Origin of the sequence: Halomonas sp. LBP4 (assembly GCF_003202205.1) — a bacterium.
Classification (GTDB): domain Bacteria; phylum Pseudomonadota; class Gammaproteobacteria; order Pseudomonadales; family Halomonadaceae; genus Halomonas; species Halomonas flagellata.
The window spans coordinates 427,659-453,610 of the sequence record NZ_PDOG01000001.1 but is presented as its reverse complement, the minus strand read 5'-3'; the positions used below and the strand labels follow the sequence as shown (position 1 = coordinate 453,610).

At 68.9% G+C, this 25,952-nt stretch carries 22 protein-coding genes; 12 read left to right on the top strand and 10 right to left on the bottom strand.

Annotated elements, in window-relative coordinates; genetic code table 11:
• Positions 1 to 2,568, bottom strand: coding sequence for a GcvT family protein (locus CR157_RS02145; protein ID WP_110281892.1), 2,568 nt, complete (start codon positions 2,566 to 2,568; stop codon positions 1 to 3).
• Between the two features lie 296 nt (positions 2,569 to 2,864).
• Here CR157_RS02145 and CR157_RS02140 point away from each other — a divergent pair, with 296 nt between their 5' ends.
• From CR157_RS02140 to CR157_RS02130, 3 genes are all read left to right on the top strand, one after another.
• A complete protein-coding gene (locus CR157_RS02140) occupies positions 2,865 to 4,061 on the top strand; it encodes a glycine cleavage T C-terminal barrel domain-containing protein (protein WP_110281891.1) in 1,197 nt (398 codons plus the stop codon).
• Between the two features lie 3 nt (positions 4,062 to 4,064).
• Positions 4,065 to 4,979, top strand: a complete 915-nt coding sequence (locus CR157_RS02135; RefSeq protein ID WP_110281890.1) for a methylenetetrahydrofolate reductase — start codon at positions 4,065 to 4,067, stop codon at positions 4,977 to 4,979.
• A 313-nt stretch (positions 4,980 to 5,292) separates the two neighbouring features.
• On the top strand, positions 5,293 to 5,931 hold the full coding sequence (locus CR157_RS02130) for a glycine zipper 2TM domain-containing protein (protein WP_110281889.1): 639 nt from the start codon (positions 5,293 to 5,295) through the stop codon (positions 5,929 to 5,931).
• 140 nt (positions 5,932 to 6,071) lie between these two features.
• On the opposite strand, the gene CR157_RS02125 is transcribed toward CR157_RS02130, so the two are convergent.
• Positions 6,072 to 7,448, bottom strand: a complete 1,377-nt coding sequence (locus CR157_RS02125; RefSeq protein WP_110281888.1) for a glutamine synthetase family protein — start codon at positions 7,446 to 7,448, stop codon at positions 6,072 to 6,074.
• Between the two features lie 260 nt (positions 7,449 to 7,708).
• Here CR157_RS02125 and CR157_RS02120 point away from each other — a divergent pair, with 260 nt between their 5' ends.
• The 3 genes from CR157_RS02120 to CR157_RS02110 are packed head-to-tail and all read left to right on the top strand — an operon-like array spanning position 7,709 to position 11,450.
• Positions 7,709 to 8,485 carry a gamma-glutamyl-gamma-aminobutyrate hydrolase family protein gene (locus tag CR157_RS02120; protein ID WP_110281887.1) on the top strand — a complete coding sequence of 259 codons (777 nt, stop codon included), beginning with the start codon at positions 7,709 to 7,711 and terminating at the stop codon, positions 8,483 to 8,485.
• A gap of 32 nt (positions 8,486 to 8,517) precedes the next feature.
• A complete protein-coding gene (locus CR157_RS02115; protein WP_110281886.1) occupies positions 8,518 to 9,942 on the top strand; it encodes an aspartate aminotransferase family protein in 1,425 nt (474 codons plus the stop codon).
• The gene (locus CR157_RS02110; protein WP_110281885.1) at positions 9,939 to 11,450 is read left to right on the top strand and encodes an aldehyde dehydrogenase; all 1,512 of its coding nucleotides are present in this window, start codon (positions 9,939 to 9,941) and stop codon (positions 11,448 to 11,450) included. The genes CR157_RS02115 and CR157_RS02110 overlap by 4 nt, the downstream gene beginning before the upstream one ends.
• Before the next feature lie 69 nt (positions 11,451 to 11,519).
• Here CR157_RS02110 and aguA read toward each other — a convergent pair whose 3' ends face one another.
• Positions 11,520 to 12,644, bottom strand: coding sequence for an agmatine deiminase (gene aguA, locus CR157_RS02105; RefSeq protein WP_110281884.1), 1,125 nt, complete (start codon positions 12,642 to 12,644; stop codon positions 11,520 to 11,522).
• 142 nt (positions 12,645 to 12,786) lie between these two features.
• Complete coding sequence (locus CR157_RS02100; RefSeq protein ID WP_110281883.1) at positions 12,787 to 14,211, bottom strand: aminotransferase; 1,425 nt, start codon at positions 14,209 to 14,211, stop codon at positions 12,787 to 12,789.
• Positions 14,212 to 14,396: 185 nt separating this feature from the next.
• On the opposite strand from CR157_RS02100, the gene CR157_RS02095 reads away from it, so the two are divergent.
• Positions 14,397 to 15,641, top strand: a complete 1,245-nt coding sequence (locus CR157_RS02095) for a Zn-dependent hydrolase (protein ID WP_110281882.1) — start codon at positions 14,397 to 14,399, stop codon at positions 15,639 to 15,641.
• An 18-nt stretch (positions 15,642 to 15,659) separates the two neighbouring features.
• On the opposite strand, the gene CR157_RS02090 is transcribed toward CR157_RS02095, so the two are convergent.
• From CR157_RS02090 to gatC, 6 genes are all read right to left on the bottom strand, one after another.
• Positions 15,660 to 16,508, bottom strand: a complete 849-nt coding sequence (locus CR157_RS02090) for a helix-turn-helix transcriptional regulator (RefSeq protein ID WP_110281881.1) — start codon at positions 16,506 to 16,508, stop codon at positions 15,660 to 15,662.
• A gap of 145 nt (positions 16,509 to 16,653) precedes the next feature.
• Complete coding sequence (locus CR157_RS22465) at positions 16,654 to 17,106, bottom strand: hypothetical protein (RefSeq protein ID WP_181421935.1); 453 nt, start codon at positions 17,104 to 17,106, stop codon at positions 16,654 to 16,656.
• Positions 17,107 to 17,294: 188 nt separating this feature from the next.
• Complete coding sequence (locus CR157_RS02080) at positions 17,295 to 17,846, bottom strand: cupin domain-containing protein (RefSeq protein WP_110281880.1); 552 nt, start codon at positions 17,844 to 17,846, stop codon at positions 17,295 to 17,297.
• A gap of 70 nt (positions 17,847 to 17,916) precedes the next feature.
• Entirely contained in the window at positions 17,917 to 19,371 is a 1,455-nt protein-coding gene (gene gatB / locus CR157_RS02075; RefSeq protein ID WP_110281879.1) for an Asp-tRNA(Asn)/Glu-tRNA(Gln) amidotransferase subunit GatB, read from the bottom strand.
• Positions 19,371 to 20,831, bottom strand: coding sequence for an Asp-tRNA(Asn)/Glu-tRNA(Gln) amidotransferase subunit GatA (gene gatA / locus CR157_RS02070; RefSeq protein WP_110281878.1), 1,461 nt, complete (start codon positions 20,829 to 20,831; stop codon positions 19,371 to 19,373). The genes gatB and gatA overlap by 1 nt, the downstream gene beginning before the upstream one ends.
• 50 nt (positions 20,832 to 20,881) lie before the next feature.
• Positions 20,882 to 21,169, bottom strand: coding sequence for an Asp-tRNA(Asn)/Glu-tRNA(Gln) amidotransferase subunit GatC (gene gatC / locus CR157_RS02065; RefSeq protein WP_110281877.1), 288 nt, complete (start codon positions 21,167 to 21,169; stop codon positions 20,882 to 20,884).
• Positions 21,170 to 21,350: 181 nt separating this feature from the next.
• Between gatC and CR157_RS02060 the strand changes: the two genes are divergently transcribed.
• The 5 genes from CR157_RS02060 (at position 21,351) to rng (ending at position 25,952) form a co-directional block, all read left to right on the top strand.
• Complete coding sequence (locus tag CR157_RS02060) at positions 21,351 to 22,388, top strand: rod shape-determining protein (protein WP_110281876.1); 1,038 nt, start codon at positions 21,351 to 21,353, stop codon at positions 22,386 to 22,388.
• 83 nt (positions 22,389 to 22,471) lie between these two features.
• Positions 22,472 to 23,356, top strand: a complete 885-nt coding sequence (mreC, locus tag CR157_RS02055; RefSeq protein WP_110281875.1) for a rod shape-determining protein MreC — start codon at positions 22,472 to 22,474, stop codon at positions 23,354 to 23,356.
• The gene (mreD, locus tag CR157_RS02050) at positions 23,356 to 23,844 is read left to right on the top strand and encodes a rod shape-determining protein MreD (RefSeq protein WP_110281874.1); all 489 of its coding nucleotides are present in this window, start codon (positions 23,356 to 23,358) and stop codon (positions 23,842 to 23,844) included. The genes mreC and mreD overlap by 1 nt, the downstream gene beginning before the upstream one ends.
• A 10-nt stretch (positions 23,845 to 23,854) precedes the next feature.
• Entirely contained in the window at positions 23,855 to 24,454 is a 600-nt protein-coding gene (locus CR157_RS02045; protein WP_110281873.1) for a Maf family protein, read from the top strand.
• 34 nt (positions 24,455 to 24,488) lie between these two features.
• Complete coding sequence (gene rng, locus CR157_RS02040; RefSeq protein ID WP_110281872.1) at positions 24,489 to 25,952, top strand: ribonuclease G; 1,464 nt, start codon at positions 24,489 to 24,491, stop codon at positions 25,950 to 25,952.

Below are 25,952 nucleotides of genomic sequence, written 5' to 3'. Positions count from 1 at the left end.
CTAGCTCCTGGGGCGCTGATTGTCCGGGTCATACAGGGCGCGATAGCCGACGGCCTCGACGGTCAGCGGGTAGTGCTCGCCGAAGTACTCCAGGGTGAGGGTGTGGCCCTCCCGGGCATGCTCCACCGGCAGATAGCCCAGGGCGATGATCCTGCCCACGGAGGGGCCGTAGGCGATGCTGGTCACGTAGGAGCGGCGCCCCAGGGCGTCCACGAGCACCTCGCCGCTCTCCGGGTCGAGGATCGGGGACTGGCCCACCGGATAGCGTGGGATCCCCCTGGCGTCGCGGTTGTCCTGCAGGGTCAGGGTGCAGAGGTAGGCCGGCTGTCGCTCGCGCTCGCGCTGTGCCAGGTAGGCGGCCTTGCCATGGAAGTCCGCCGGCTTGACCCTGGGGCGTGCGAGCCCTGCCTCGACGAGGTTGTACTCGGTGAGCAGGTCGACGTTCTGCAGTCGCAGGCTCTTCTCCAGGCGCCGGCTGTTGGCGTAGGTCTCGATGCCCACCGGTGTCACGCCTTGATCAAAGAGCAGGTCCCACAGGCTGAGCCCGTAGCTGAACGGGATGTACAGCTCCCAGCCCTGTTCGCCGACGTAGGAGATGCGGAAGGCCCACACCGGCAGTCCGCGCACGCGGATCTCGCGGGCCGTGGCGAAGGGGAAGCGCTCGTTCTCCAGCGCCTGCGGGTCGTCGGCGACCGCCTGCAGCGTGCGTCGGGCATTGGGGCCCCACAGTCCCAGGGTGGCCAGGCTGTCGGTGCGGTCCTCGAGATGCAGGCGGGTCAGGCCCCTGTCCTCGGCCAGGCGTTTCATCCACACGTAGTCGCGATGACCGGTGTCGCCGCCACAGATCACCCGGAAGGCATCGGTGGCGAGACGCACGATGGTCAGGTCGGCATGCACGCCGCCGGCCTCGTCCAGGAAGTGGGTGTAGACGCCCTTGCCGAGGGGCGTCTCGCCGCCCACCCGGGCCACCGAGAGGGTCTCCAGCAGTGCCTCGGCATCCGGCCCGGTGACGTCGAAGATGGCGAAGTGGGAGAGGTTGATCATGCCCACGTCCTCGCTCAGCGCGAGGTGCTCGGCGTTGGAGACCCGCCAGAAGTGGCGAGCGTCCCACTCGTTGAGGCGCTCGGGAACCCGCTCGGCATAGCGCTCGAGCAGGGGCTCGTTGGCCGCATAGCCGTGGGCCCGCTCCCAGCCCGCCGCCTCCATGAAGTAGCCGCCGAGCTCCTTCTCCCTGGGCCAGAAGGGGCTGCGCCGCAGGTCGCGACCGGTTTCGAAGGGCTCGCGAGGGTGCACCGGCGGGTCGTAGATCTTTCGGGCGATCTCGAGACAGCGCCCGTGGACGTAGTGCGGGGTCTTCTGCACGGGGTAGAAGCGCGCAATGTCGATGCCGAAGGGGTCGAGTTCCGGGCGGCCCTGGGTGATCCAGTCGGCGAACACCTTGCCCATGCCCGGGCCGTCCTTGACCCACACCGCCTCGCAGAACCACAGGCCGCGGGTCTCCGGCGATTCGCCGACCAGGGAGCCGCCGTCATTGGTGACCGACAGCAGGCCGTTGAACGAGTGCTTCTCATCCCAGCCCAGTTCGCCGAGCGCGGGGGTGAGTTCCACCGCCCGGGTAAAGGCGTGCATGACCTGGTCGATCTCGAGGTCGCGCATCGACGGCGACAGCCGTGCCCGGTCGCGTTCGAGGATCTCGGTGGGGTGCACCAGGCGAGGGGCGGCGGCCTCGTAGTAACCCCACTCGAGCTGCCCGCCCTCGGTGGTGGCGGGGTCGCCGGTGTCGCGCATGTAGGCCGAGTTGCCCTGATCGCGCAGCAGGGGGTAACCGATCTCCTGGCCGGTACCGGCGAAGACATCGAAGGGCCCGAAGAACAGCAAGGGGTGTTCCACCGGCATCAGCGGCAGCGCCGCGCCGCCCATGGCCGCCGGGATCGGCCCCCAGATCCCCGAGGTCACGATCACCACCGGGGTCTCGATATAGCCCCTGGCGGTCTCCACGCCGCGCACATGGCCGTCCCGGACGTCGATGTCCAGCGCCGGGGTATCGGGGAAGGTCTGCAGCCGCCCGGCGGCCACCGCCGCCTCGATCAACTCGCCGGCGACCTGCTGGGAGCGGGGCACCACCAGGCCGGCGTCCGGGTCCCACAGGGCGCCCTGGATCAGCTCCCGTTGCACCAGGGGAAAGCGCTCGATCACCTCGTCGGGGCCGATCAGTCGGGCACGGGTACCGAACGCCTTGCCCGAGGCGACCTTGCGCTTGAGCTCCTCCATGCGGGCGTCGTCGCCCACTCGTGCCACCTCGAGGCCGCCGATGCGCCGATAGTGGCCCAGGCGCTCGTAGAAACGCTGGCTGTAGGTGGTGGTGTAGCACGACATCTTGTCGTGGGAGGTCATGTAGCAGAAGTCGGAGGCGTGGGAGGTGGAGCCGATGTCCGAGGGAATGGCGGACTTGTCGAGTCCCACGAGGTGCTCCCAGCCCTGCTCGATCAGGTGGTGGGCCACCGAGGCGCCGACGATGCCGCCCTGGCCGATGATCACCGCGTTCGCGCGCTTGGGTAGTGTCGCCATGACCGCTCTCCTGTGGTGACCCGCCCGCCGACCCCGTCGCTCTCTCGTCAACATAATCCAAGCCGGGTCCGGTTGCTGTCCCGTGGCGACGATAACTTTCGTCGCTGCGACAGGCGGTTGCGTCACGAATCCACCGATCTCGAGAGTGGCCGGGCCGGTGTCGCTGTCACCAAAGTGGCCGTCGTCGCTGGTGCCATGGTGTGGGGTCGGCGGCGCTAGCTTCGATTCAAGGGCGGCCGTTCGCCGTCCCTCCGCGACCAATCGGTACGGGTCAGGAACGGAAAGGAGACATGATCATGTCCCAGGTCATCGAAAGCATCGAGCACCGCCAGGCGGCACCGGAGATCCTGCTCTATCCCCGGATCCGCAAGTCGCCGTTCTTCTATGCTTCCCGTCGTCACGGGGTGCGCAAGTACAGCGTCTACAACCATCACTATCACCCGCGGTTGTATACCGATCCGGTGGACGAGTACTGGGCCCTGGTGCAGGGCGTCACCCTCTGGGACGTGGGCGTGGAGCGCCAGATCGAGATCAGCGGTACGGACGCCTTCGCCTTCACCCAGATGCTGGTGCCCCGCGACATGCGCCAGTGCCAGGTGGGGCAGTGCAAGTACGTCTTCGTCACCGCCCCCGACGGCGGCATCATCAACGACCCGGTGCTGCTGCGCATCGAGGAGAACCGTTTCTGGCTGTCCCTGGCCGACAGCGATGTGCTGCTGTGGTGCCAGGGGCTGGCCTACCACGCGGGCATGGACGTCACCATCCGGGAGGTGGACGTGGCGCCGGTGCAGGTCCAGGGGCCCAAGGCCAAGCAGGTCATGCTCGACCTGTTCGGCGAACGGGTGCTGGAGATCCCCTATTACCACCTCATGGAGGCGGCGCTCGACGACATGTCGGTGGTGGTCTCACGCACCGGCTATTCCGGCGAGATCGGCTACGAGATCTACCTCCGCGATGCGACCCGTCACGGCGAACGCCTCTGGCAGCGGGTCTTCGAGGCCGGGCGACCCCATCAGATGCAGGTCATCGGCCCCTGCCATATCCGCCGCATCGAGGGGGGGATCCTCGCCTTCGGCTGCGACATCTGGTACGACACCAACCCCTTCGAGGTGGGCATGGGCTACGACTGGATGGTCGACCTGCGCGGCGACGACGACTTCATCGGCCGCGCGGCGCTGGAGCGCATCAAGGCCGAGGGGGTGTCGCGCAAGCTGGTGGGCGTGGAGATCGAGGGGCCGAGCGTCGGCTACTTCACCGACGGTTCGATGATCGACGTCTTCCCCGTGTACGACACCGCCGGCGAGCGCATCGGCAAGGTGACCTCGGCCACCCACTCGCCGCGCCAGGATCGCAATATCGGCTATGCCATGGTGCCGACGGCCCAAGCCGAGCTCGGCACGCCGCTGCGTATCGAAGCCAATACCGGGATGCAGGACGCCGTGGTGGTGCCGAAGCCGTTCCATGATCCACGCAAGGAAATCCCCAAGGGCTGAGCCATGAATGACCTGCTGCGGTTGACCACTGCCGAGGAAATCGGCAGGAGCTGTGCGGCCCTGGCCGCCCCCCGCTACGAGCTGCTGCCGCTCAAGGGCATGCAGGAGGCGGCCCGGAGCCTCCCACCCGGCGCAGTGGTCACCATGACCTGCTCGCCACGGCACGGCCTCGAGCGGACCCTGGAGGCGGCCGAGTGGCTGGTGGGGGCAGGCTTCCAGGCGGTGCCCCATATCGCCGCTCGCCTGGTCCGCGACCCGGCCCATCTGCGACGGCTGGTGGAGCGCATGCTGGCCGCCGGCATCGACGACTGCTTCGTGGTGGGCGGTGACGCCGACCGCCCCGCGGGGGAGTATCCCGGCGGGGTGGAGCTCCTCGAGGCCATGGCGGCCATGTCGCCGCGGCCGGCCCGCCTCGGGGTACCCGCCTATCCCGAGGGCCATCACCGCTTCGATGACCCAGACCTGCAGCGGGTCCTCGACGCCAAGGCGGCGCTGGCCGATTACGTCGTCACGCAGATGTGCTTCGAGCCCTCGACGGTGCTGGCCTGGCTCGAACGGCAGCGCCGGTCCGGCATGACACTGCCGGTCTATGCGGGGATCCCCGGCGTGCTGGACCGCACCCGGCTGCTGTCGGTGGCCATGCGCCTCGGCCTGGGCGCCTCGACCCGGGTGCTGAGCCGCCGCAAGGGGCTGGTCGGGCGCCTGCTGCAGTCCGACCTCTATCGTCCCGACGACCTGCTGCAGGGGTTGTTCCCGGCCCTGGGCGACGGCGGAATCGCCGGCCTGCATGTCTACACCTTCAATCAGGCGGCCGCCACCCGTGCCTGGCTGGCCGCGCATCACGCCGCGCACTGTCGGCGGCACGGGCTCGAGGGGCCGGAGATGTCGGAGGCCGCCACCGTCGAGCAGCCCGGCTGAGCCGTCGTGTCGGGCGAGGGCGGTACCCACTCGGCCCGCCCTCGTCTCCCGGTTGTCCCCGGTGGGTGACGGCGGGCGGCCGGGCCCACTCGGGCATCGGGACTGTCGTCGTTCGCCGACGGCTGGTCAGAGAATATGGAAGTCGCCTTCGCCTGCTGTCGTCGTCCCCCTGGGAGGCATATACTCAGGGCATCGCTTCGAGGAGGCGCAGGAAGCGCCACCCGATATCGCAACCCTTCCCGTGTCACGCATCTCCCGGAGCCGATGTTCCATCATCGCAAGAGGCGCCCGAGCGCCCGCAAGGAGGTGACAGATGAGCAAGTCGATCATGGTCGGTACCACGCTGGCCGTGCTGGGCCTGGGCGGCCTCGCCTTCGGCACCTGGCAGGTGCAGCAGGAGAGCGGGCCGCAGTACGCCGAGATCGTCGGCGTCGAGGCGCTGACCCGCACCGTGGAGACGCCCCGCGAGGTGTGCGAGGACGTGGTGGTGAACCGGGAGGTGCCCGTGGAGGTGCCCGTCGCTCAGTCCAGCCAGGCGGCCGGTAGCCGCGATCCGCACCGGATCGTCGGGACCGCGGCCGGGGCCATTGTCGGTGGCCTGCTCGGCAACCAGATCGGCGGCGGCAGTGGCAAGAAGATCGCCACCGTGGCCGGCGCCGTGGGTGGCGGCCTGGCCGGCCGCGAAGTACAGAACCGCGTCGAGGCCCGTCAGCATGCCCAGGCGGCTCAGCCCCAGACCCAGATCCAGATGCAGACCCAGAGCGTCACCGAGCGGCAGTGCCAGACGGTGGTGGATACCCACCAGGAGACCGAGGGCTACGAGGTCACCTGGCAGCATGGCGAGGTGATCCAGACCAGCCGTCTGGACAGCCCACCCCAGGGCGACCGGGTGCTGCTCGAGGAAGGGCAGCCGCAGTGGCAGGTGGTGGTGCAGGGAGACAACGACGCCTGACGTTGGACGTGTATCTTCGACGCCAGCGGGGCCGCTCATCGAGCGGCCCCGCTGGCGTCAGGGGAGGGCATGAAGGATCAGGGGGCCGTGGCCGGCGGGTGCGCTTCCCGCGGGGCATCGGCGTGCCTCGGTGACGGCGCTCAGACGTGACGCAGGTACCAGGCGTACTCCAGGTGGCTGACCTCCTGCATGGCCTGGGCGCGCTCGGCGCGCCGGTTGGCCACGAACACCCGGAGGAAGTCGTGGCCCAGGGCCTCGCCCAGTACCTCGTCGGCCTCGAGCAGGGCGAGGGCCTGGTGCCAGCTGTTGGTCAGGCTTGGCTCGAACTGCTCGTAGGCGTTGCCGCTGACGGCCGGGGGCGGCGACAGGCGCTGCTCCAGGCCGTAGGTGATGCCCGCCAGCAGCGTGGCCATCAGCAGGTAGGGATTGGCGTCGGCGCCGGCGACGCGATGTTCGATGCGCCGTGCCGCATTGGGGCCCGAGGGAATGCGCAGGGCCACCGAGCGGTTGTCGTAGCCCCAGGTGGGGGCCATGGGCACATAGAGCCCGGGTTGAAAGCGGCGGAAGGAGTTGAGGTTGGGCGCGCAGATCGCCATGGAGGGCGGCATCAGCGCCAGCAGGCCGGCGATCGCCTGGCGCAACCGGGGCGTGCCCAGGGGGTCGCCATCCTCGGCGGCGAAGACGTTCGCCCCCGACTCGTCCAGCAGGCTGATGTGCACATGGGTGCCGTTGCCGGCCTCCAGGCCATAGGGCTTGGCCATGAAGGTGGCCTCGAAGCCGTGGGTCAGGGCCACGCCCTTGATCAGCCGCTTGAGCAGCACGGCGCTGTCGCAGGCCGCCAGGGCATCGTCGCAGTGGACCAGGTTGACCTCGAACTGCCCCGGGGCGCACTCCTTGAGGGCCGTGTCCAGGGGCAGCCCCTGGGCGAGCGCCGCGGCCTGGATGTCCTCGAGGAAGTCGGCGTACTCGTCGAGCTCGAGCATCGAGTAGAGCTGGCTCTGGGTCGCCCGTTCGCCGCTGCCCGGCGAGCACGGCGGCTGGATCAACCCTTCGGCGGTACGGGCCCGGTCGATCAGGTAGAACTCCAGCTCCACGGCGACCACCGGGGTCAGGCCGGCGCGGCGCAGGCGCTGCAGCACCCGGACGAGCACCTGGCGGGGGTCGGCGAAGAAGGGCGTCTCGTCGGCCTCGACCATGGTCATCAGCAGCTGCGCCTGGCGACCCCGCCGCAGCCAGGGGCTCGGCACCAGGGTGCCGGAAACCGGCCGGCAGACCCGGTCGCCGTCGCCGGTGGCGAGTCCCAGGCCGGTCTCCTCGATGGTGTTGCCGTTGATATCCAGCGCGAAGACCGAGGCCGGCAGGTTGACGCCGTCACGACACGCCTTCTCCAGGTTGTCGCGGGGAATGCGCTTGCCGCGCATCACGCCGTTGAGGTCGCTGATCAGCAGGTCGATGCTGTCGACATCGGGGTGGCGTTCGAGAAAGTCGCGAGCTTCATCGACGGGTAAGGACGACATGGTGTCACCTGTGGAGTCTGGTTCGTTGTTGATGGGGGTATCTTTCCGGCAGAGAACTGGTGTTGTCAAATCCTTTACAACGGCGTCGTGGGATTACGCCAGAATCTCACCCTGGTAATCTTTTTTATTTATCTTTATATCAGTTACTTAACCTCGAAAAGCTCGAGGCCTGATCAACGGTGTGTTGGCAAGGGAAATCAACGGCGGTATGTTGAGTAAAGTATAACAACCCGCATCATGAGTGTTTCGAGGAGGCTGCGATGCAGACCCGACCCCTGGTGGGCGTGATCGCCTGTCGCCGTGAGGTGGAGGGGCACCCCGCCCACATGGTCACCGACAAGTACCTGAGTGCCCTGCGCGACTATGGTCTGGCACCGGTGATCCTGCCGGTCTGGGAGGAGGCCGTGGAGGGCGACCTGCTGGCCCATCTCGACGGCCTGCTGCTGACCGGCAGTTACAGCAACGTGGCGCCGCGGCGCTACGGCGCCGAGCGTGCCCCCGAGAATACCCGCGACGACCCCCATCGCGATGCCGTGGCGCTGGCGTGCATTCCCGCTGCCCTGGACCTCGGCCTGCCGCTGCTGGGCATCTGCCGCGGCTTCCAGGAGATCAACGTGGCCTTCGGCGGCACCCTGCACCAGGCGGTGCAGGGGGTGCCCGGCCTGCTCGACCATCGCGAGCCGGCGGGCGATCGCGAGGCCCGCTATGCCCCGGCCCACGACCTGACGATCCTGCCCGGGGGCGTCCTCGCGGCGCTCTATCCCCGGCCGGGCGCCCGGGTCAACTCCCTGCACCAGCAGGGTATCGCCGAGCTGGGGCCGGGGCTCGTCGCCGAGGCCACGGCCCCCGACGGCCTGATCGAGGCGGTATCGGTGGCCGGCGCGCCGGCCTTTGCCCTGGCCGTGCAGTGGCACCCGGAGTGGCGACCCCGCGAGCATCCGCTCTACCACGCCCTGTTCGACGCCTTCGCCGGCGCCTGTCGCCAGCGGCGGTCGAGCCGCGCCGCTGCCCCGACCCGTGACCCGCTCTCGGCCTGATGGCCACCGACCCCGTTGCGGAGATTCCATCCATGCAGACCCCCGACGTTCACACCCATGAGTATCAGGCGCTGGACCGCGCCCACCACCTGCATCCCTTCACCGACTTCAAGGCCCTGGGCGAGGAGGGGAGCCGCATCATCACCCGCGCCGAAGGGGTTTATATCCATGACAGCGAGGGGCATCGCATCCTCGACGCCATGGCCGGCCTGTGGTGCGTCAACCTCGGCTATGGCCGCCAGGAGCTGGTGGACGCCGCCACCGCCCAGCTGCAGCAACTGCCCTACTACAACAACTTCTTCAAGACCACCCACCCGCCGGCGGTCAGGCTGGCCGCGAAGCTGTGTGACCTCGCCCCCGCGCATATCAATCATGTGTTCTTCACCGGCTCGGGGTCCGAGGCCAACGACACCATGCTGCGCATGGTGCGCCGCTACTGGGCGCTCGAGGGCAAGCCGCAGAAGCAGTGGATCATCGCCCGCGAGAACGGCTACCACGGCTCCACCCTGGCCGGCATGAGCCTCGGCGGCATGGCGCCCATGCACGCCCAGGGCGGCCCCTGCGTGCCGGGCATCGCCCATGTGCGCCAGCCCTATTGGTTTGGTGAAGGGCGGTTTGGTGAAGACCGCAACCAGGGCCCCGACGCCTTCGGCCGCGCCTGCGCCGAGGCCCTCGAGGCGCAGATCCTCGAGCTCGGCGAGCAGAACGTCGCCGCCTTCCTCGCCGAGCCGGTGCAGGGGGCCGGCGGCGCCATCATCCCGCCGGCCAGCTACTGGCCGGCGGTGAAGGCGGTGCTGGCGAAGTACGACATCCTGTTGGTGGTCGACGAGGTGATCTGCGGCTTCGGCCGGCTGGGCGAGTGGTTCGGCAGCGTGCATTACGACCTCAAGCCCGACCTGATGCCCATCGCCAAGGGGCTGTCGTCGGGCTACCTGCCCATCGGCGGGGTGCTGGTGGGTGACCGCGTCACCGACACCCTGATCGAGGAGGGCGGCGAGTTCTTCCACGGCTTCACCTACTCCGGCCATCCGGCCTGTGCCGCGGTGGCGTTGAAGAACCTCGAGCTGATGGAAGCCGAGGGCATCGTCGAGCGGGTACGCGATGATCTCGGCCCCTATCTGGCCCGCCGCTGGGCGGAACTGGCCGACCACCCCATCGTCGGCGAGGCCCGCTCGCTGGGGCTGGTCGGGGCGCTGGAGCTGGTGGCCGACAAGGCCGGCGGCGGGCGTTTCGACAAGTCGCTCACCGCCGGCAACCTGTGCCGCGACCTCTGCTTCGAGCTGGGCCTGGTGATGCGTTCGGTGGGTGATACCATGATCATCTCGCCGCCGCTGGTGATCACCCGTGGCGAGATCGATGAACTGGTGCGCCTGGCCCGCGCGGCCCTGGACGAGACCGCCCGCCGCCTCGCGGCGCATGTCGTCGGCGAACCTGATACAGAGGAGATGCGCGCATGAGCATCGAGGCCCCCAAGACCCGTGACGACTGGCACGCCCTGGCACAGTCCTTGACACAGCCCCTGACGCTGGAGAGCCGCGCCTTTATCGACGATGCCTTCGTCGACGCGGCAAGCGGCGCGACCTTCGACACCCTCAATCCCGCCACCGGCGAGACCCTGGCCCGCATAGCCAGCTGCGACGCCGCCGACGCCGAGCTCGCCGTGGGTCATGCCCGGGCGGCCTTCGCGCGCGGCGACTGGTCGCGGCTGGCGCCGGGCAAGCGCAAGAGGGTCATGCTCCGGCTCGCGGAGCTGATGGAGGCCCACAAGCACGAGCTGGCGCTGCTCGACACCCTCGACATGGGCAAGCCGGTATCGAGTTCGCTGGGCGACACCGCCGGTGCCATCGCCTGCCTGCGCTACAACGCCGAGTCCATCGACAAGCTCTACGGCGAGGTGGCGCCCACCGGCGAGGAGAGCCTGGCGCTGGTGCTGCGCGAGCCCCTGGGGGTGGTGGCCTCCATCGTGCCGTGGAACTTCCCGCTGATGATGACCGCCTGGAAGATCGCCCCGGCGCTGGCCGCCGGCAACAGCGTGATCCTCAAGCCCTCGGAGAAGTCGCCGCTCTCGGCGCTGCGGTTGGCGCAGCTGGCCCGCGAGGCCGGCATTCCCCGCGGCGTCTTCCAGGTACTGCCCGGCTTCGGCCACACCGTGGGCAAGGCGCTGGCACTCTCCATGGAGGTCGACTGCCTGGCCTTCACCGGCTCCACCGGCACCGGCAAGCAGCTGATGCAGTACGCCGGCCAGTCGAACCTGAAGCGGGTCTATCTCGAGTGCGGCGGCAAGAGCCCGAATATTATCTTCGCCGACTGCAGGGATCTCGACAGGGTCGCCCGCCATGCCGCCGCGGCCATCTTCCACAACCAGGGCGAGGTGTGCATCGCCGGCTCCCGGTTGCTGGTGGAGAACGCGATCCGCGAGGCTTTCGTCGAGAGGGTCCTGTCTTGCGCCGAGACCATGCAGCCCGGCGACCCGCTCGACCCGGCCAGTTTCATGGGCGCCATCGTCGACGAGGCCCAGCACCGGCGCATCCTCGACTATATCCGCCAGGGGGTGGAGGAGGGCGCCAGGCTATGCGCCGGCGGCCAGGCCATCGAGGGCCAGGGGCTCTTTATCCCGCCCACGGTGTTCGACGGCGTGACCCCGGCCATGACCATCGGCCGCGAGGAGATCTTCGGCCCGGTGCTCTCGGTATTCGGTTTCGACAGCGAGGAAGAGGCCGTGGCCATGGCCAACGACAGCGTCTATGGCCTGGCGGCGGGGCTGTGGAGCCAGGACATCGACCGCATCATGCGGGTGACGCGCCGGCTGCAGTCGGGGCAGGTGTTCGTCAACAACTGGGCCGGCGGCGACCAGACGGTGCCCTTCGGCGGCGTCAAGCAGTCGGGCAACGGCCGTGACAAGTCCCACCACTCCCTAGAGGAGTACTCGGAACTCAAGAGCGTCTGGATAGCGCTGTCGACCTGATCCCGGGGAGCGTGAGCAGAACGACGACGCCGGCCCTCGAGGCCGGCGTCGTCGTTCTGGCGGCTTGCCTCAGGGCCGCGGCTGTTGCTGGGTGATGCAGTGGATGTTGCCGCCGCCGAGCAGGATCTCGCGGGCCGGCACGCCGATCACCCGGCGCCCGGGGAAGAGCCCCTGGAGGATCTCCCGGGCCGTCTCGTCATGGGCCGCATCGAGCAGCGGCATCACCACCACCGAGTTGCCGATGTAGAAGTTGACGTAGGAGCCGGCCATGCGATCGCCGGGCCGGCGCGGGTGCGAGTGGCTGAGGCGGTCGATGCCGCTGGCCTCGTCCTCGGCGATATGCAGCGGCCCCGGCTGGGGCAGCCTGTGCACCCTCAGGCGCCGGCCGTGGGCGTCGCGGCTGGCCTCGAGAACCTCGAGGGCCTCCCGGGAGATGGCATGCTGGGGGTCGGTCTCGTCGTCGCACCAGGTCAGGACCACCTCGCCGGGGGCGACGAAGCAGCAGAGGTTGTCCACGTGGCCGTCGGTCTCGTCGAGATGGCAGCCCCGGGGCAGCCAGATCACCTTCTCCACCCCCAGGGTGTCGCGCAGGATCCGCTCCATCTCCGCGCGGTCGAGGGAGGGGTTGCGGTTGGCGTTGAGCAGGCACTCCGCAGTGGTGATCAGGGTGCCCTCGCCGTCCACATGGAGGGCGCCGCCCTCGAGCACCACCGGCGCCTCGAAACGCGGGATGCCGAGCATCTCGGCGATCTTGGTGCGGATGCGGCGATCCTTGTCCCAGGGGAAGTAGAGCCCGCCGTCGAGGCCGCCCCAGGCGTTGAACTCCCAGTCGACCAGGGCCAGGCGGCCATCCGGGTGGGTGAGGAAGGTGGGGCCCACGTCGCGCATCCAGGCGTCGTTGCTGGAGAGTTCCACCACCCGCACCCGGGGTGGCAGCTGGTGACGGGCGTTCTCGTACTGGTCGTCGTTGACGCCGACATACACCGTCTCGCTCTCGGCGATGGCGCTGGCCACCGCCACGAAGGCCTGCTGGGCCGGCTTGGCACCATAGCGCCAGGTGTCGGGCCGCTGGGGCCACAGCATCCAGCAGGCATCGTGGGGGGCGCACTCGGCGGGCATGGCAAAGCCCAGGGCCGCGGGGGTGGGTGCCCCGTCCGGCGTGGCGACGTTATCGGTCTCGAGGGGGTGTGTCATGGTCGTTCTCACAGGTGGCCCACCATCAGGAAGACGGCGGCGGCGATGGCCGCGGCGATCAGCACATAGGGCAGCTGGGTCAGACTCACAATTATCGTTGTGGTCGTGGTCTCTAGGGGCCGGTCGCCCGGCCCGGGGCGGGTTACAGGAAGCCATCGGCCTTTAGAGAGGCCGTGGTGGCGGCGTAGGCCTCGTCGAGGATCGCCACCACCCTGTCCACCACCTCGCGGTCCCAGATCAGCGGCGGCGAGATGATGTTGAGGTGGCCCACCGGACGGATGATCAGGCCGCGCTTCTGGGCCTCGGCGGCGACCCGGTCGCCGACCCGCGCCTCCACCGGCAGCAGTGCCTTGGTGGCCTTGTCGGCGACGTTCTCGATGGCCAGCATAAAGTGGCTCCCCCGCACGTCTCCCACCGTGGCGTGACCCGCCAGGGTCTTGAGCTTCTGCTCCAGGTAGGGCCCCACCTCGCGCACGTTCGCGCAGATCCCCTCGCGCTCCATGATCTCGATGTTCGCGAGCGCCGCCGCGCAGCTCACCGGGTGACCGGAGTAGGTGAAGCCGGTGCTCAGCACGCCGCCCTGGCGCTGGGGGGTGCCCAGCACCTCGAAGAGGTCATCGGAGATCAGGGTGGCGCCCAGGGGCGCATAGCCCGACGACAGCCCCTTGGCCACGTTGATGATGTCCGGCCGGGTGTCGAAGACTTCCTCGGAGGCGAAGAAGTGGCCCAGGCGGCCGAAGCCGGTGACCACCTCGTCGGCGATATAGAGGATCTGGTGGGCGCGACACACCGCCTGGATGCGGGCGTGGTAGCCCTTCGGCGCCATCAGCACGCCGCCGGCGCCCATGATCGGCTCGGCGATAAAGGCGGCAATGTTATCCGCACCAAGGCGCTCGATGGTCTCTTCCAGCTCGGCCACCAGCTGGTCGCAGTAGTCCGCCTCGCTCATGCCCTCGGGGCGGCGGTAGAGGTTGGCTTCGCTCAGATGGGTGACCAGGTGGTCGAGGGTGTCGAAGTCCCAGTTGTTGCTCTCGATGCCGGTCAGGCTGGCGGCCAGGTAGGTGGTGCCGTGGTAGGCGTTACGTCGTGACAGGATGCGCTTCTTGTCGGGCTTGCCCAGGCGGTTGAAGACGTAGTGCACCAGGCGGATGGTGGCGTCGTTGGCCGCCGAGCCGCCGCAGCTGTAGAACACGTGGTTGAGGTGGGCCGGGGCCAGGTTGGCGAGCTTGGCGGCCAGCTCCGCGGCCGGGGCGTTGGAGAGGTTGTTGAAGGTGGAGAAGTAGGCCATGCGGGTGGCCTGCTCGGCCATGGCCTGGCCGATCTCGGCGCGGCCGTGGCCGACGTTGACGCACCACAGGCCGGCGATGCCGTCGATGAAACGGTTGCCGTGGACGTCCTCGACGTAGATGCCGTCGCTGTCGGTGATCAGGTCGCAGCCCTTGTCGTGGAAGAGGCTGTAGTCGGTGAAGGGGTGGATGAAATGATCCTTGTCCTTCTGCCACAGCGCCTGGGCGTCGTAGTGCCGCGTCGGCTGGGCGGGGCGAGCGGGGGTCGCTGTCGTTGTCATGGGGTGGCTCCTCTCTCGGTGTTTCGGAGTGACCGACAGGGCCAGCCTAGTCAGGGTGAGGGAGTCGCCGGTATATCCTGATTGGGGTATATCGGCACCGCGATCGGCCGGCCTAGGGTGGAGGCACGGATTCACCGAACCAGCACTTTTCACAAGTACCCTTCACAAGTACAGGGAGGCACCCCATGACGGTTTCCATCGACGGCCAGCGGCTCTGGGAGAGCCTGATGGCCATGGCCGAGATCGGCCCCACCGCGAACGGTGGCAACTGCCGACTGGCGCTCACCGAGGAGGATGCCGCCGGGCGGCGCCTGCTGATCGAGTGGTGCGAGGCGGTCGGCTGCACGCTGCGCGTCGACCGGGTCGGCAACCTCTTTATCCGCCGCCCGGGTAAGCGTGACGATCTCGACCCGGTGGCCACCGGCAGCCACCTGGATACCCAGCCCAGGGGCGGGCGCTTCGACGGCATCCTCGGGGTGCTGGCGGGCCTCGAGGTGTTTCGCACCCTGCACGAGGCGGGTGTGGTCACCGAGCGGCCCCTGGAACTGGTGGTGTGGACCAACGAGGAGGGCAGCCGCTTCGCCCCGGCCATGGTGGCTTCCGGCGCCTATGCCGGGGTGTTCAGCGAGGCCTACACCCTGTCGCGGCGGGATCGCGACGGCGTGACCCTGGGCCAGGCCCTGGAGGCCACCGGCTTCGCCGGCGAGATGCCGGTGGGCGAGCCGCGCCTGGCGAGCTTCTTCGAGCTGCATATCGAGCAGGGCCCGGTGCTGGAAGAGGAGGGCGAGGCCATCGGCGTGGTCACCGGGGTCCAGGGCATGCGCTGGTTCGACCTGACCCTGCGCGGCCAGCCGGCCCATGCCGGCCCCACCCCCATGGCCTATCGCCGCGACGCCCTGGCCGCGGCGGCGCGACTGATCGACCGCCTGCAGGGCCATGCCCTGGCGGATACCAGCGGCGCGACCCGGGTCACCGTGGGCTGCCTGGAGGTCGACAGCCCCTCGCGCAACGTCATTCCCGGCGAGGGGCGCCTCACCGTCGACCTGCGCCATGTCGATGAGGGCGAGCTGGACGCCCTGGAGAGCCGTTTCGAGCGCGAGCTGGCCGCCCTCGCCGAGGCCTTCGGCGTGGAGACCGCGAGCGAGCGGATCTGGGCCTCGCCGGTGGTGGCCTTCGATGCCGGCTGCATCGCGGCCGTGGAGCGGGCCACCCGTGCCCAGGGCGTCCCCTGGCGGCGCATGGTGAGCGGCGCCGGCCACGACGCCGTCCAGGTCTCCCGGGTCGCTCCCACGGCGATGATCTTCATTCCCTGCCGCGATGGCATCAGCCACAACGAGGCGGAGTACGCCACCCCGGAGCACTGCGCCCTGGGCGCCCAGGTGCTCTGCGAGGCCTTGCTGGAGCGCGCCAACCGCAGCGCCGTCAGCTGACGGGCGATGCTGAGTAGTTCAACCGCTGCGCTGGCGCGAGACCAGCGCCACGTGGTCGAGGAACAGCCGGAACAGCTGCGACTGGCTGGAGACCTCGAGGCGCTGGTAGATGTGCTTGCGGTGGACCTTGACGGTGCCGTCGCTGATGGCGAGCTCCCGGGCGGCCGACTTGGTGGAGTGGCCGGCGAGCAGCAGGCGCACGATCTCCTGCTCGCGGGCGGTCAGCACGCCGGCACCGAAGCTGGCGAAGGCGGCCTCCACCGGGGCCTGTGCCTCCAGGTGCTGCTGGAAGTGCCCGCCCTGCCATTTCCAGTAGTCGATCAGCAGGGCCTCGATGACCGGCGAGGCGTTGCGCAGTGCCTGCAGCGCCCGCCGCTTGAGCGGCATGTCCGCCCGGAAGCCCAGCGATACCACCATCACCACGTCCTGCGTCACCCGGGCGAAGAGCCCGACCTCGTCCACCAGCCCCAGGGCGCGGTAGTAGTGGGCATAGTAGTCGCTCGACTCGAAGCGGTCCGGCGCCAGCTCCCGCAGCCGGTGGGCGCCCCGGTCGAGGCCCTCGCGCACCGCGGTGAAGAAGGGGTCGAGCAGGTAGGCCTCGCTGAGATAGCGGTCGATGCCCTGTGCGCGACTCTCCGCCGGGTAGTCGTCGTGGATCAGCAGCGGCCGCTGGCGGCCGTGGTAGGTGTTGATCAGGATGGTGTCGAAGGGAACCAGCGCTCTCAGGGTCTGCTCCAGCCGGGCGGGGAAGTCCCGGCTGGCTGCCGCCTGGATCAGGCCGGCCAGGTGCCGGTGCCAGCCGGCACTGCCGCGGCCGGCAAGGAAGTCGCGGTCAAGCTCGCCGGTGGGCGGCAGCGGGTGTTTCATGGGTGACTCGTGACGGGGGGCGGTCGCCAGACGATACCTCACGGGGTGGCGATGACCAAGCCGGCGTCCGAGTCGCGATAGCCGAAACGACAAGGCCGGCTCCAGGGAGCCGGCCTTGTCATGGCTAGGGGACGTGAGCAGGCGATCAGTTGCGGCCGCCGCCGGCACCACCGCCGCCGCCGCCAGCACCACCGCCGCCGGCACCGCCGCCGCCGGCGTTACCGCCGCCCATGCCTCCAGCACTACTGCCGCCCATGCCGCCGGCACTGCTGCGGCCATCGGACGCGGTAGCGCCCATGCTGCCGGCCGGGTCGCCGGCCTCGGTGCTGCGGCCATCGCTGGCGGTGTCGCTGACGGCCTGGCCGTCGACGCCACCCTCGGTCACCGCCTCGCGGGCAGTGTCGAGGCCGAACACGGCCGCTTCGGGGGCGTCTTCCCGTACGTCGTCCAGGCTGTCCTGAGCCTGCTGAGTGGTGGCGGGCTCGCTCTCCTCCACGACCACCTCATCATCCACCTCATCGTCGGCTTCCTGGGCCATCACGGCCAGGGGCAGCAGTGCGATGGCCAGGGCCAGGGGAATCAGGATTCGTGTCTTCATGTCATGTCCTCCTTCGGGTAAGGCATTGCATCCGCTGCATGGGCATGAGCTTGCCCTCGACAACGTCTTTCCCTTCAGCCACCTGCAGCCGGCCTCTTGTCGATCGGGCCCTGCTGGCAGGATGCGGTATAACCGGGCAGCAGGCAAGCGACCACTTTGCTCGCCCGGATACTGGAGCAGGGAGGGGCTCAGAACGCCCGGGCCGGGGTGGTGCAGCTGACCAGGCGACAGGGTATTTCGCCGGGGTTGCGGAAGCGGTGGGGGACGTTGGTCTCGAAGTAGTAGGCCTCGCCGGGGCCGAGTCGCCGGGTGTCGGCACCGATGGTGATCTCGATCTCGCCCTCCAGCACCACGCCGGCCTCCTCGCCCTGGTGGGTGATCATCTCGCGGCCGGTATCGGCGCCGGCCGGGTAGGTTTCGATCATGAACGACAGGGCGCGGTCGTGGCGGTTGGCGCCCACCAGCTTGTAGATCACGTCGCCGCTGCCCACGTCGGCCAGTTCATCGGCCGAGTAGAACACCTGTCGACGGCTCTCCAGGTCCATGGTGAAGAAGTCGCCGACGCTCATGGGGATGGCGTCGAGGATCTTCTTCAGCGAGCTGACCGAGGGGCTGACCTTGCCCTGCTCGATCAGCGACAGGCTGGAGTGGGTGACGCCACAGCGCTTGGCCAGCTCGCGCTGGGAGATCCCGCGCAGGGTGCGCAGGGCCCGCAGGCGGGCGCCCACATCGTCCGACATCCGGATGTCCTCTTGTTCAGACGGTGGCCGTCGTCCGGGTGCCGCCGGACGACGAGCCTCCCGTCGCGTCTCAGCAGAGCGCGTCGAGCTTCTCCTTGAGAAGCGCGTTGACCTGCTGGGGGTTGGCGGTGCCGCGGGAGGCCTTCATCACCTGGCCGACGAAGTAGCCGATCATCTTGCCGCGCTTGTCCGGCTCGGCGTCGCGGTACTGGGCCACCTGGGCGGGGCTGTCGGCGATCACCTGGTCGATCATCGCCTCGATGGCGCCGCTGTCGGTGACCTGCTTGAGGCCCTTGGCCTCGATCACCTCGTCGGCGCTGGCCCCCTCGCCGTTCCACAGGGCCTGGAAGACCTGCTTGGCCGCCTTGCCGTTGATGGTATCGTCCATCACCCGCGCGATCAGTTCGCCGAGCGCCTCGGCCGAGACGGGGCTGTGCTGGATCGGCAGGCCTTCGCGGTTCAGGGCGCCCGAGAGCTCGCCCTGGACCCAGTTGGCGGCCTGCTTGGCGTCGCCGCAGACGTCCTTGACCCGCTCGAAGTACTCGGCCATCTCGCGGCTCGCCGAGAGCACCCCGGCGTCGTAGGCGGAGAGGCCCAACTCCTTCTCGAAGCGGGCGCGCTTGTCGGCGGGCAGCTCCGGCAGGGTCTCGCGCAGGTGGTCGACATAGGCCCGGTCGAGCACCACCGGCAGCAGGTCGGGGCAGGGGAAGTAACGGTAGTCGTTGGCCTCCTCCTTGGTGCGCATGCTGCGGGTCTCGTCGCGGTCGGGGTCGAACAGGCGGGTCTCCTGGACCACCTGGCCGCCGTCCTCCAGCAGCTCGATCTGCCGCTCGACCTCGAAGGCGATGGCGCGCTCGACGAAGCGGAAGGAGTTGACGTTCTTGATCTCGGCGCGGGTACCGAAGGCCTCCTGGCCGACCGGGCGCACCGAGACGTTGACGTCGCAGCGCATCGAGCCCTCGGCCATGTTGCCGTCGGAAATTCCCAGATAGGTCACGATGGAATGGATCGCCTTGAGGTAGGCGGCGGCCTCCTTCGCGGAGCGCAGGTCCGGCTCGGAGACGATCTCCAGCAGCGGGGTACCGGCGCGGTTGAGGTCGACCCCGGTCATGCCGTGGAAGTCCTCGTGCAACGACTTGCCGGCGTCCTCCTCGAGGTGGGCATGGTGCACCCGGACGCGCTTGGTGCTGCCGTCGTCGAGGGTGATCTCCACCTCGCCGGCGCCGACGATGGGGTGGTACATCTGGCTGGTCTGGTAGCCCTTGGGCAGGTCCGGGTAGAAGTAGTTCTTGCGGTCGAACACCGAGACCTCGGGGATCTCGGCGTGGATCGCCAGGCCGAATTGCACCGCCATGGCCACGGCGGCCTCGTTGAGCACCGGTAGGACGCCGGGCAGCCCCAGGTCCACGGCGCAGGCCTGGGTGTTGGGCTCGGCGCCGAAGGCGGTGGAGGCGCCGGAGAAGATCTTGGAGCGGGTGGCGAGCTGGACGTGGACCTCCAGCCCGATCACGGTTTCCCATTGCATCAGACATTCTCCTCGGCGATGGCCGGACGGCGGCGGTGCCAGTCGGTGGCCTGCTGGAAGCGGTGGGCGACGTTGAGCAGGCGCGCCTCGGCGAAGTGGGTGCCCAGGATCTGCAGCCCCACCGGGCGACGCCCCACGAAGCCGGCCGGCACGCTGATGCCGGGGAGGCCGGCCAGGTTGACGGCGATGGTGTAGATGTCCTGCAGGTACATCGACACCGGATCCTTGTTGGCCCCCAGGTCGAAGGCCGGGGTCGGCGAGGCCGGGCCCATCAGCACGTCGACCTCCTCGAAGGCATCGAGGAAGTCCTGGCGGATCAGCCGGCGGACCTGCTGGGCCTTCTTGTAGTAGGCGTCGAAGAAGCCCTCGGAGAGGGTGTGGGTACCGATCAGGATACGCCGCTTGACCTCCTCGCCGAAGCCCTCGGCCCGTGACCGCTCGTAGAGGTCGATCAAGTCCTGCGGGTTGTCGCAGCGGTGGCCGAAGCGCACCCCATCGTAGCGCGACAGGTTGGAGGAGGCCTCGGCCGGGGCGATCACGTAATAGGCCGGTATCGCATAGTGGGTGTGCGGCAGGCTCACCTCGCTCACGCTGGCCCCCAGCGACTCGTAGACCTTCACCGCCTCGCGCACCGCGGCTTCCACCTCGGGGTCGAGGCCGTCGCCGAAGTATTCGCGCGGCAGGCCGATCTTCAGCCCGGTCAGGGGGGCCTCGAGCTCCTCGGTGTAGTCGGGCACGCCGCGGGCCACGCTGGTGGAGTCGCGCAGGTCATGGCCGGCGATGGCCCCCAGCAGCCGGGCGCAGTCCTCGGCCGTGCGCGCCATGGGGCCGGCCTGGTCGAGGCTCGAGGCGTAGGCGATGATGCCGTAGCGCGAGACCCGGCCATAGGTGGGCTTGAGGCCGGTGATGCCGCAGAAGGCCGCCGGCTGGCGGATCGAGCCGCCGGTGTCGGTGCCCATGGCGGCGGGCACCAGGCCGGCGGCCACCGCGGCGGCGCTGCCGCCGGAGGAGCCCCCCGGCACGGCGGTGGGGTCCCAGGGGTTCTTCACCGGGCCATGGAAGCTGTTCTCGTTGGAGGAGCCCATGGCGAACTCGTCCATGTTGGTCTTGCCCAGGCTCACGGTGCCGGCGGCCTTGAGCCTCTCGACCACGGTGGCGTCGTAGGGGGCGACGAAGTTGTCGAGCATCCTCGAGCCGGCGCTGGTCTTGACGCCGCGGGTGCAGAAGATGTCCTTGAGCGCCAGCGGCAGGCCGTCGAGCGGGCCGGCCTTGCCCGCCGCGCGGGCGGCATCGGCAGCATCCGCGGCGGCCAGGGCCTGCTCGGCGGTCACGGTGATAAAGCTGTTGAGATCACCGTCGAGGCGCTCGATGCGTGCGAGCAGGTGCTCGGTCAGCTCGCGGCTCGAGAACTCGCCGGCCTCGAGAGCGACGGCGAGTTCGCTGAGTGTCTTGTCATGCATGGGCCTAGGGCTCCGTCAAAGCTTGCCGGGAACGGAAGGTGCCGGATGGGTCATTCCACCACCCGGGGGACCAGGTAGAGGCCCTTCTCGACCGCCGGGGCGCAGCGTTGGAAGTCGTCGCGGTGGTTGGTCTCGGTCACCTCGTCGGCGCGCAGGCGCTGGGTGGCGTCCAGCGGGTGGGCAAGGGGGGCGACGCCTTCGGTGTCCAGGCTCTGCAACTGGTCGACCATCGCCAGGATGCGACCCAGGTCGTCCACGTAGCGCGCCGCCTCGTCGTCGTTCAGGCCGAGCCGGGCCAGGCTGGCGGCCCGCATCACCTCTGCGTGTTCAAGCGCCATGGTCAGGGTTCCTCGAACGGGGTGGGTCATGGAAATGACCGCAAAATGTACCACATCCGGCGCCTCTCTGGCAGCTCCGGCGGGCGCCTCATGCCGGGGCCTTTCGCTTGCTGCTGGGGGGCCGCGGTGATACCGTTTGCATCCGCATAGGGTTCCCGGACTGCACTAGGTAACGACTTCCATGTTCAAACGCTTGAGGGGGCTGTTCTCCAGCGATCTGTCGATCGACCTGGGCACGGCCAATACGCTGATTTACGTGCGCGGTCGCGGCATCGTGCTCGATGAGCCTTCGGTCGTGGCGATCCGCCAGTCCGGCAACATGCGCAGCGTGGCCGCGGTCGGTTCCGATGCCAAGCGCATGCTGGGCCGTACCCCCGGAAACATCACCGCCATCCGCCCGATGAAGGACGGGGTGATCGCCGACTTCACCGTCACCGAGCAGATGCTCCAGCACTTCATCCGCAAGGTGCACCAGAGCACCTTCCTGACCCCGAGCCCGCGGGTGCTGGTCTGCGTGCCCTGCATGTCGACCCAGGTCGAGCGTCGCGCCATCAAGGAGTCGGCCGAAGGTGCCGGGGCCCGTGAGGTGTTCCTGATCGAGGAGCCCATGGCGGCGGCCATCGGTGCCGGGCTGCCTGTGGAGGAGGCCCAGGGCTCGATGGTGGTGGACATCGGTGGCGGTACCAGCGAGATCGCCATCATCTCGCTCAATGGCATCGTCTATTCCGAGTCGATCCGTGTCGGCGGCGACCGCTTCGACGAGGCAATCACCGCCTACGTGCGACGCCACTACGGCAGCCTGATCGGCGAGGCCACCGCCGAGCGCATCAAGGAGGAGATCGGCTGCGCCTACCCGGGCGGCGAGCTGCGCGAGATCGACGTGCGTGGCCGTAACCTGGCGGAGGGGATTCCGCGCAGCTTCACCCTCAATTCCCACGAGATTCTCGATGCCCTGCAGGAGACGCTGGCTTCCATCGTCACGGCGGTGAAGAACGCCCTCGAGCAGTCACCACCCGAGCTGGCCTCCGACATCGCCGAGCGGGGCCTGGTGCTGACCGGTGGCGGCGCGCTGCTGCGCGACCTGGACAAGCTGATCGCCGAGGAGACCGGGTTGCCGGTGATCGTCGCCGAGGACCCGCTGACCTGCGTGGCGCGGGGCGGCGGCAAGGCCCTGGAGATGATCGACCAGCATACCTTCGAGCTGCTGTCCAGCGACTGATGCTCTGAGCAGGTCGCAGGCCAGGTGCGGGGGGGACGAATATTAAACCGCTGTTCTCGCACGGACCGCTGCCCGTCTATCGCATGCTGCTGTGCGCCTTGGCGGCGTCCGCGCTGATGTTCGTCGATATGCGCTTTACACGCATGGAGAACGTCCGTGCCCAGCTCTCCACCCTGGTGGCGCCCATCCAGTGGGTGGTCAGCGTACCCAGCGACGTCCTCAACTGGGGCTCGCTGGCGCTCTCCGACCAGCGTGCGCTGGTGGACGAGAATCGTCGACTGCGCGAGCAGATCCTGACCCTCTCGCATCGGGTGCAGCGCATGGCCAGTCTGACCGCCGAGAACGTGCGCCTGCGCGAGCTGCTGTCGGCGGCCGGTCAGAACGATGTGCCCTTCATCACCGCCGAACTGCTGTCGCTGGACGCCGACCCCTTCTCCCAGCAGATGGTGATCGACCGCGGGCGACGCAACGGTACCTATGTGGGGCAGCCGGTGATGGATGCCTCGGGGCTGGTCGGCCAGATTACCGCGGTGTCGGCCTACTCCAGCCGGGTGCTGCTGCTGGCCGATGCCAGCCATGCCCTGCCGGTGCAGGTCAACCGCAACGGCTTGCGCTTCATCGTCCAGGGCTCCGGCCACTACAACGGCCTGAACGTGCTGCACGTGCCCGATACCGCCGATATCCGCGAGGGCGACCTGCTGGTCACCTCGGGGCTGGCCGGTCGTTTCCCCGCCGGCTACCCGGTGGCACGGGTCGCCGAGGTGGTCCACGATCCCGGCCAGCCCTTCGCCCGGGTCACCGCTACCCCGGTGGCGCAGCTGCAGCGCTCGCGCCACTTCCTGCTGCTGTTCCCGCCGCCCCCGGCGCCGATGCCGGGAGAGGGTGGCTGGGAGCTGGAGCTCTCCGAGGAGGCGAGGGAAGCGGCCCGCCGGCTGGTCGGAATACCCAGCGACGAGGAGGAGCCCTGATGGCCACGTCGTCATCCGCCAGCCTGCTCTGGATCTGGCTGACCCTGCTGCTGGCACTGTGCCTGCAGGTGATGCCGCTGGCCGATGGCTGGCAGATCTGGCGCCCCGACTGGCTGGGGCTGATGCTGATCTACTGGTGCATGAAGGCGCCGCTCAGGGTCGGCGTGCTGCACGGCTTCGTCCTCGGCATTCTGCTCGACCTGATCGAGGGGGTGACGCTGGGGCAGAACGCCCTGATCCTGTCGCTGCTGGCCTTTCTCTGCGCGCTGGTCTATCCGCGCTTCCGGGCCTATTCGCTGCTTCAGCAGGCGGTGCTGATCTTCGTCCTGCTCGGCACCGTGCAACTCGCCGAGCAGTGGCTGCGCACCCTGCTGGGGCCCTTCTCCATCCATCTGTCGTTCCTGCTGCCCTCGCTGATCGGGGCGGTGCTCTGGCCCTGGCTGACCACGCTGTTCGAGGCACTGGGCCGCCGGCTGGCGAAAGAGTGAGGGAGGCTGCGTGACCGCTGATCTCTGCCTGGCGTCGGTTTCGCCTCGCCGCCGCGAGTTGCTCGCCTCGATCGGCGTGCGGGTCGAAGTATGCCCGGTGGACGTCGACGAAACGCCACGGCCCGGGGAGGCGGCCGTCGATTACGTGACGCGCCTGGCCCGTGCCAAGGCCCTGGCCGGGGCGCGGCGCTCGCCGCTGCCGACCCTGGGTGCCGACACCGCGGTGGTGCGCGACGGCGCGATCCTCGGCAAGCCCCGCGACCGTGAACACGCCGCCGCCATGCTGCGCTCGCTGTCGGGACGCGACCACCAGGTGCTCACCGCCGCGGCGGTGACGGGCCCCGCCGGCCTGCTCGACGCCTGGGTGTCGACCCGGGTCGTCATGCGCGAGATCGGCGAGGATGAGATCGACGCCTACTGGGCCACCGGGGAGCCCGCCGACAAGGCCGGCGGTTATGCCATCCAGGGGCTCGCGGCGGTCTTCGTCGAGCGCATCGAGGGCAGCCATTCGGCGGTGGTGGGGCTGCCGCTGTTCGAGACGGCGGCCCTGCTGAGGCGACAGGGCGTGCCGCTCTGGAGCGGGGCTTTCCAGGACGGGGCTATGTCATAATGTTTTCAGATTATTTCCGGACAAGGATTTCCGCATGAGCGGTGAAGTACTCATCAACCTGACGCCGATGGAAACCCGAGTGGCCGTGGTGGAGAACGGCGTGCTGCAGGAGGCCTTCATCGAGCGCTCGCGACGCCGGGGCATCGTCGGCAACATCTACAAGGGCCGGGTGGTGCGCGTGCTGCCCGGCATGCAGGCGGCCTTCGTCGACATCGGCCTGGACCGCGCCGCCTTCATCCATGCCCATGAGGTGATGCCGCCGGGCACCCCCGCCGAGGAGCAGGTCGCCATCGGTCAGCTGCTCCATGAAGGACAGGCCCTGGTGGTGCAGGTGACCAAGGACCCCATCGGGTCCAAGGGCGCGCGGTTGACCACCCACCTCTCGGTGCCCTCCCGCTACCTGGTCTACATGCCCGACTCGCCCCACCACGGGGTGTCCCAGCGCATCGAAGACGAGCGCGAGCGCGAACGGTTGCGCGCCGTGCTCGAGGAGGCCCAGGCGGAACAGCAGCTGGAGGTCAGCGGGGGCTTCATCGTGCGCACCGCCGCCGAGGGGGTGGGGGAGGAGGAACTCACCAGCGACATGCACTTCCTGCTGCGGCTGTGGCGCAAGGTGAGCGAGCGCAAGGTCACCGCGCCCGCGCCCAGCGTGATCTACGATGACCTGCCGCTGTTCATGCGTACCCTGCGCGACGTGATGCGCGACGAGATCGAGAAGGTGCGCATCGACTCCCGGGAGAACTACGTCAAGCTGGTCGAGTTCGCCGAGGAGTTCATGCCCGATTCGGTGGGGCGTATCGAGCACTATGCCGGCGAGCGCCCGATCTTCGACCTCTACAGCGTCGAGGACGAGATCCAGAAGGCGCTGGGGCGCAAGGTGCAGCTGAAGTCGGGGGGATACCTGGTCATCGACCCCACCGAGGCGATGACCACCATCGACGTCAACACCGGCGGCTACGTGGGGCATCGTAACCTCGAGGAGACGATCTTCAAGACCAACCTCGAGGCGGCCACCGCCATCGCCCGGCAGCTGCGCCTGCGCAACCTGGGCGGCATCATCATCCTCGACTTCATCGACATGGAGGACCCGGAGCACCAGCGTCAGGTGCTGCGGGTGCTGGAGAAGGCACTGGAGCGGGATCACGCCAAGACCAAGTGCACCGGGGTGACCGAGCTGGGGCTGGTCCAGTTGACGCGCAAGCGTACCCGCGAGAGCCTCGAGCAGACGCTCTGCGAGCCCTGCTCGACCTGCCACGGGCGCGGCACCCTGAAGACCCCGGAGACCGTCTGTTACGAGATATTCCGCGAGATCCTGCGCGAGGAGCGTGCCTATGGCCCCGAGACCTACATGGTGCTGGCGTCGCAGTCGGTGGTCGACCGACTGCTCGACGAGGAGTCGGCGGCGGTGGCCGACCTGGAGGCCTTCATCGGCAAGACCATTCGCTTCCAGGTCGAGATCCACTATTCCCAGGAGCAGTACGACATCGTGCTGATGTAA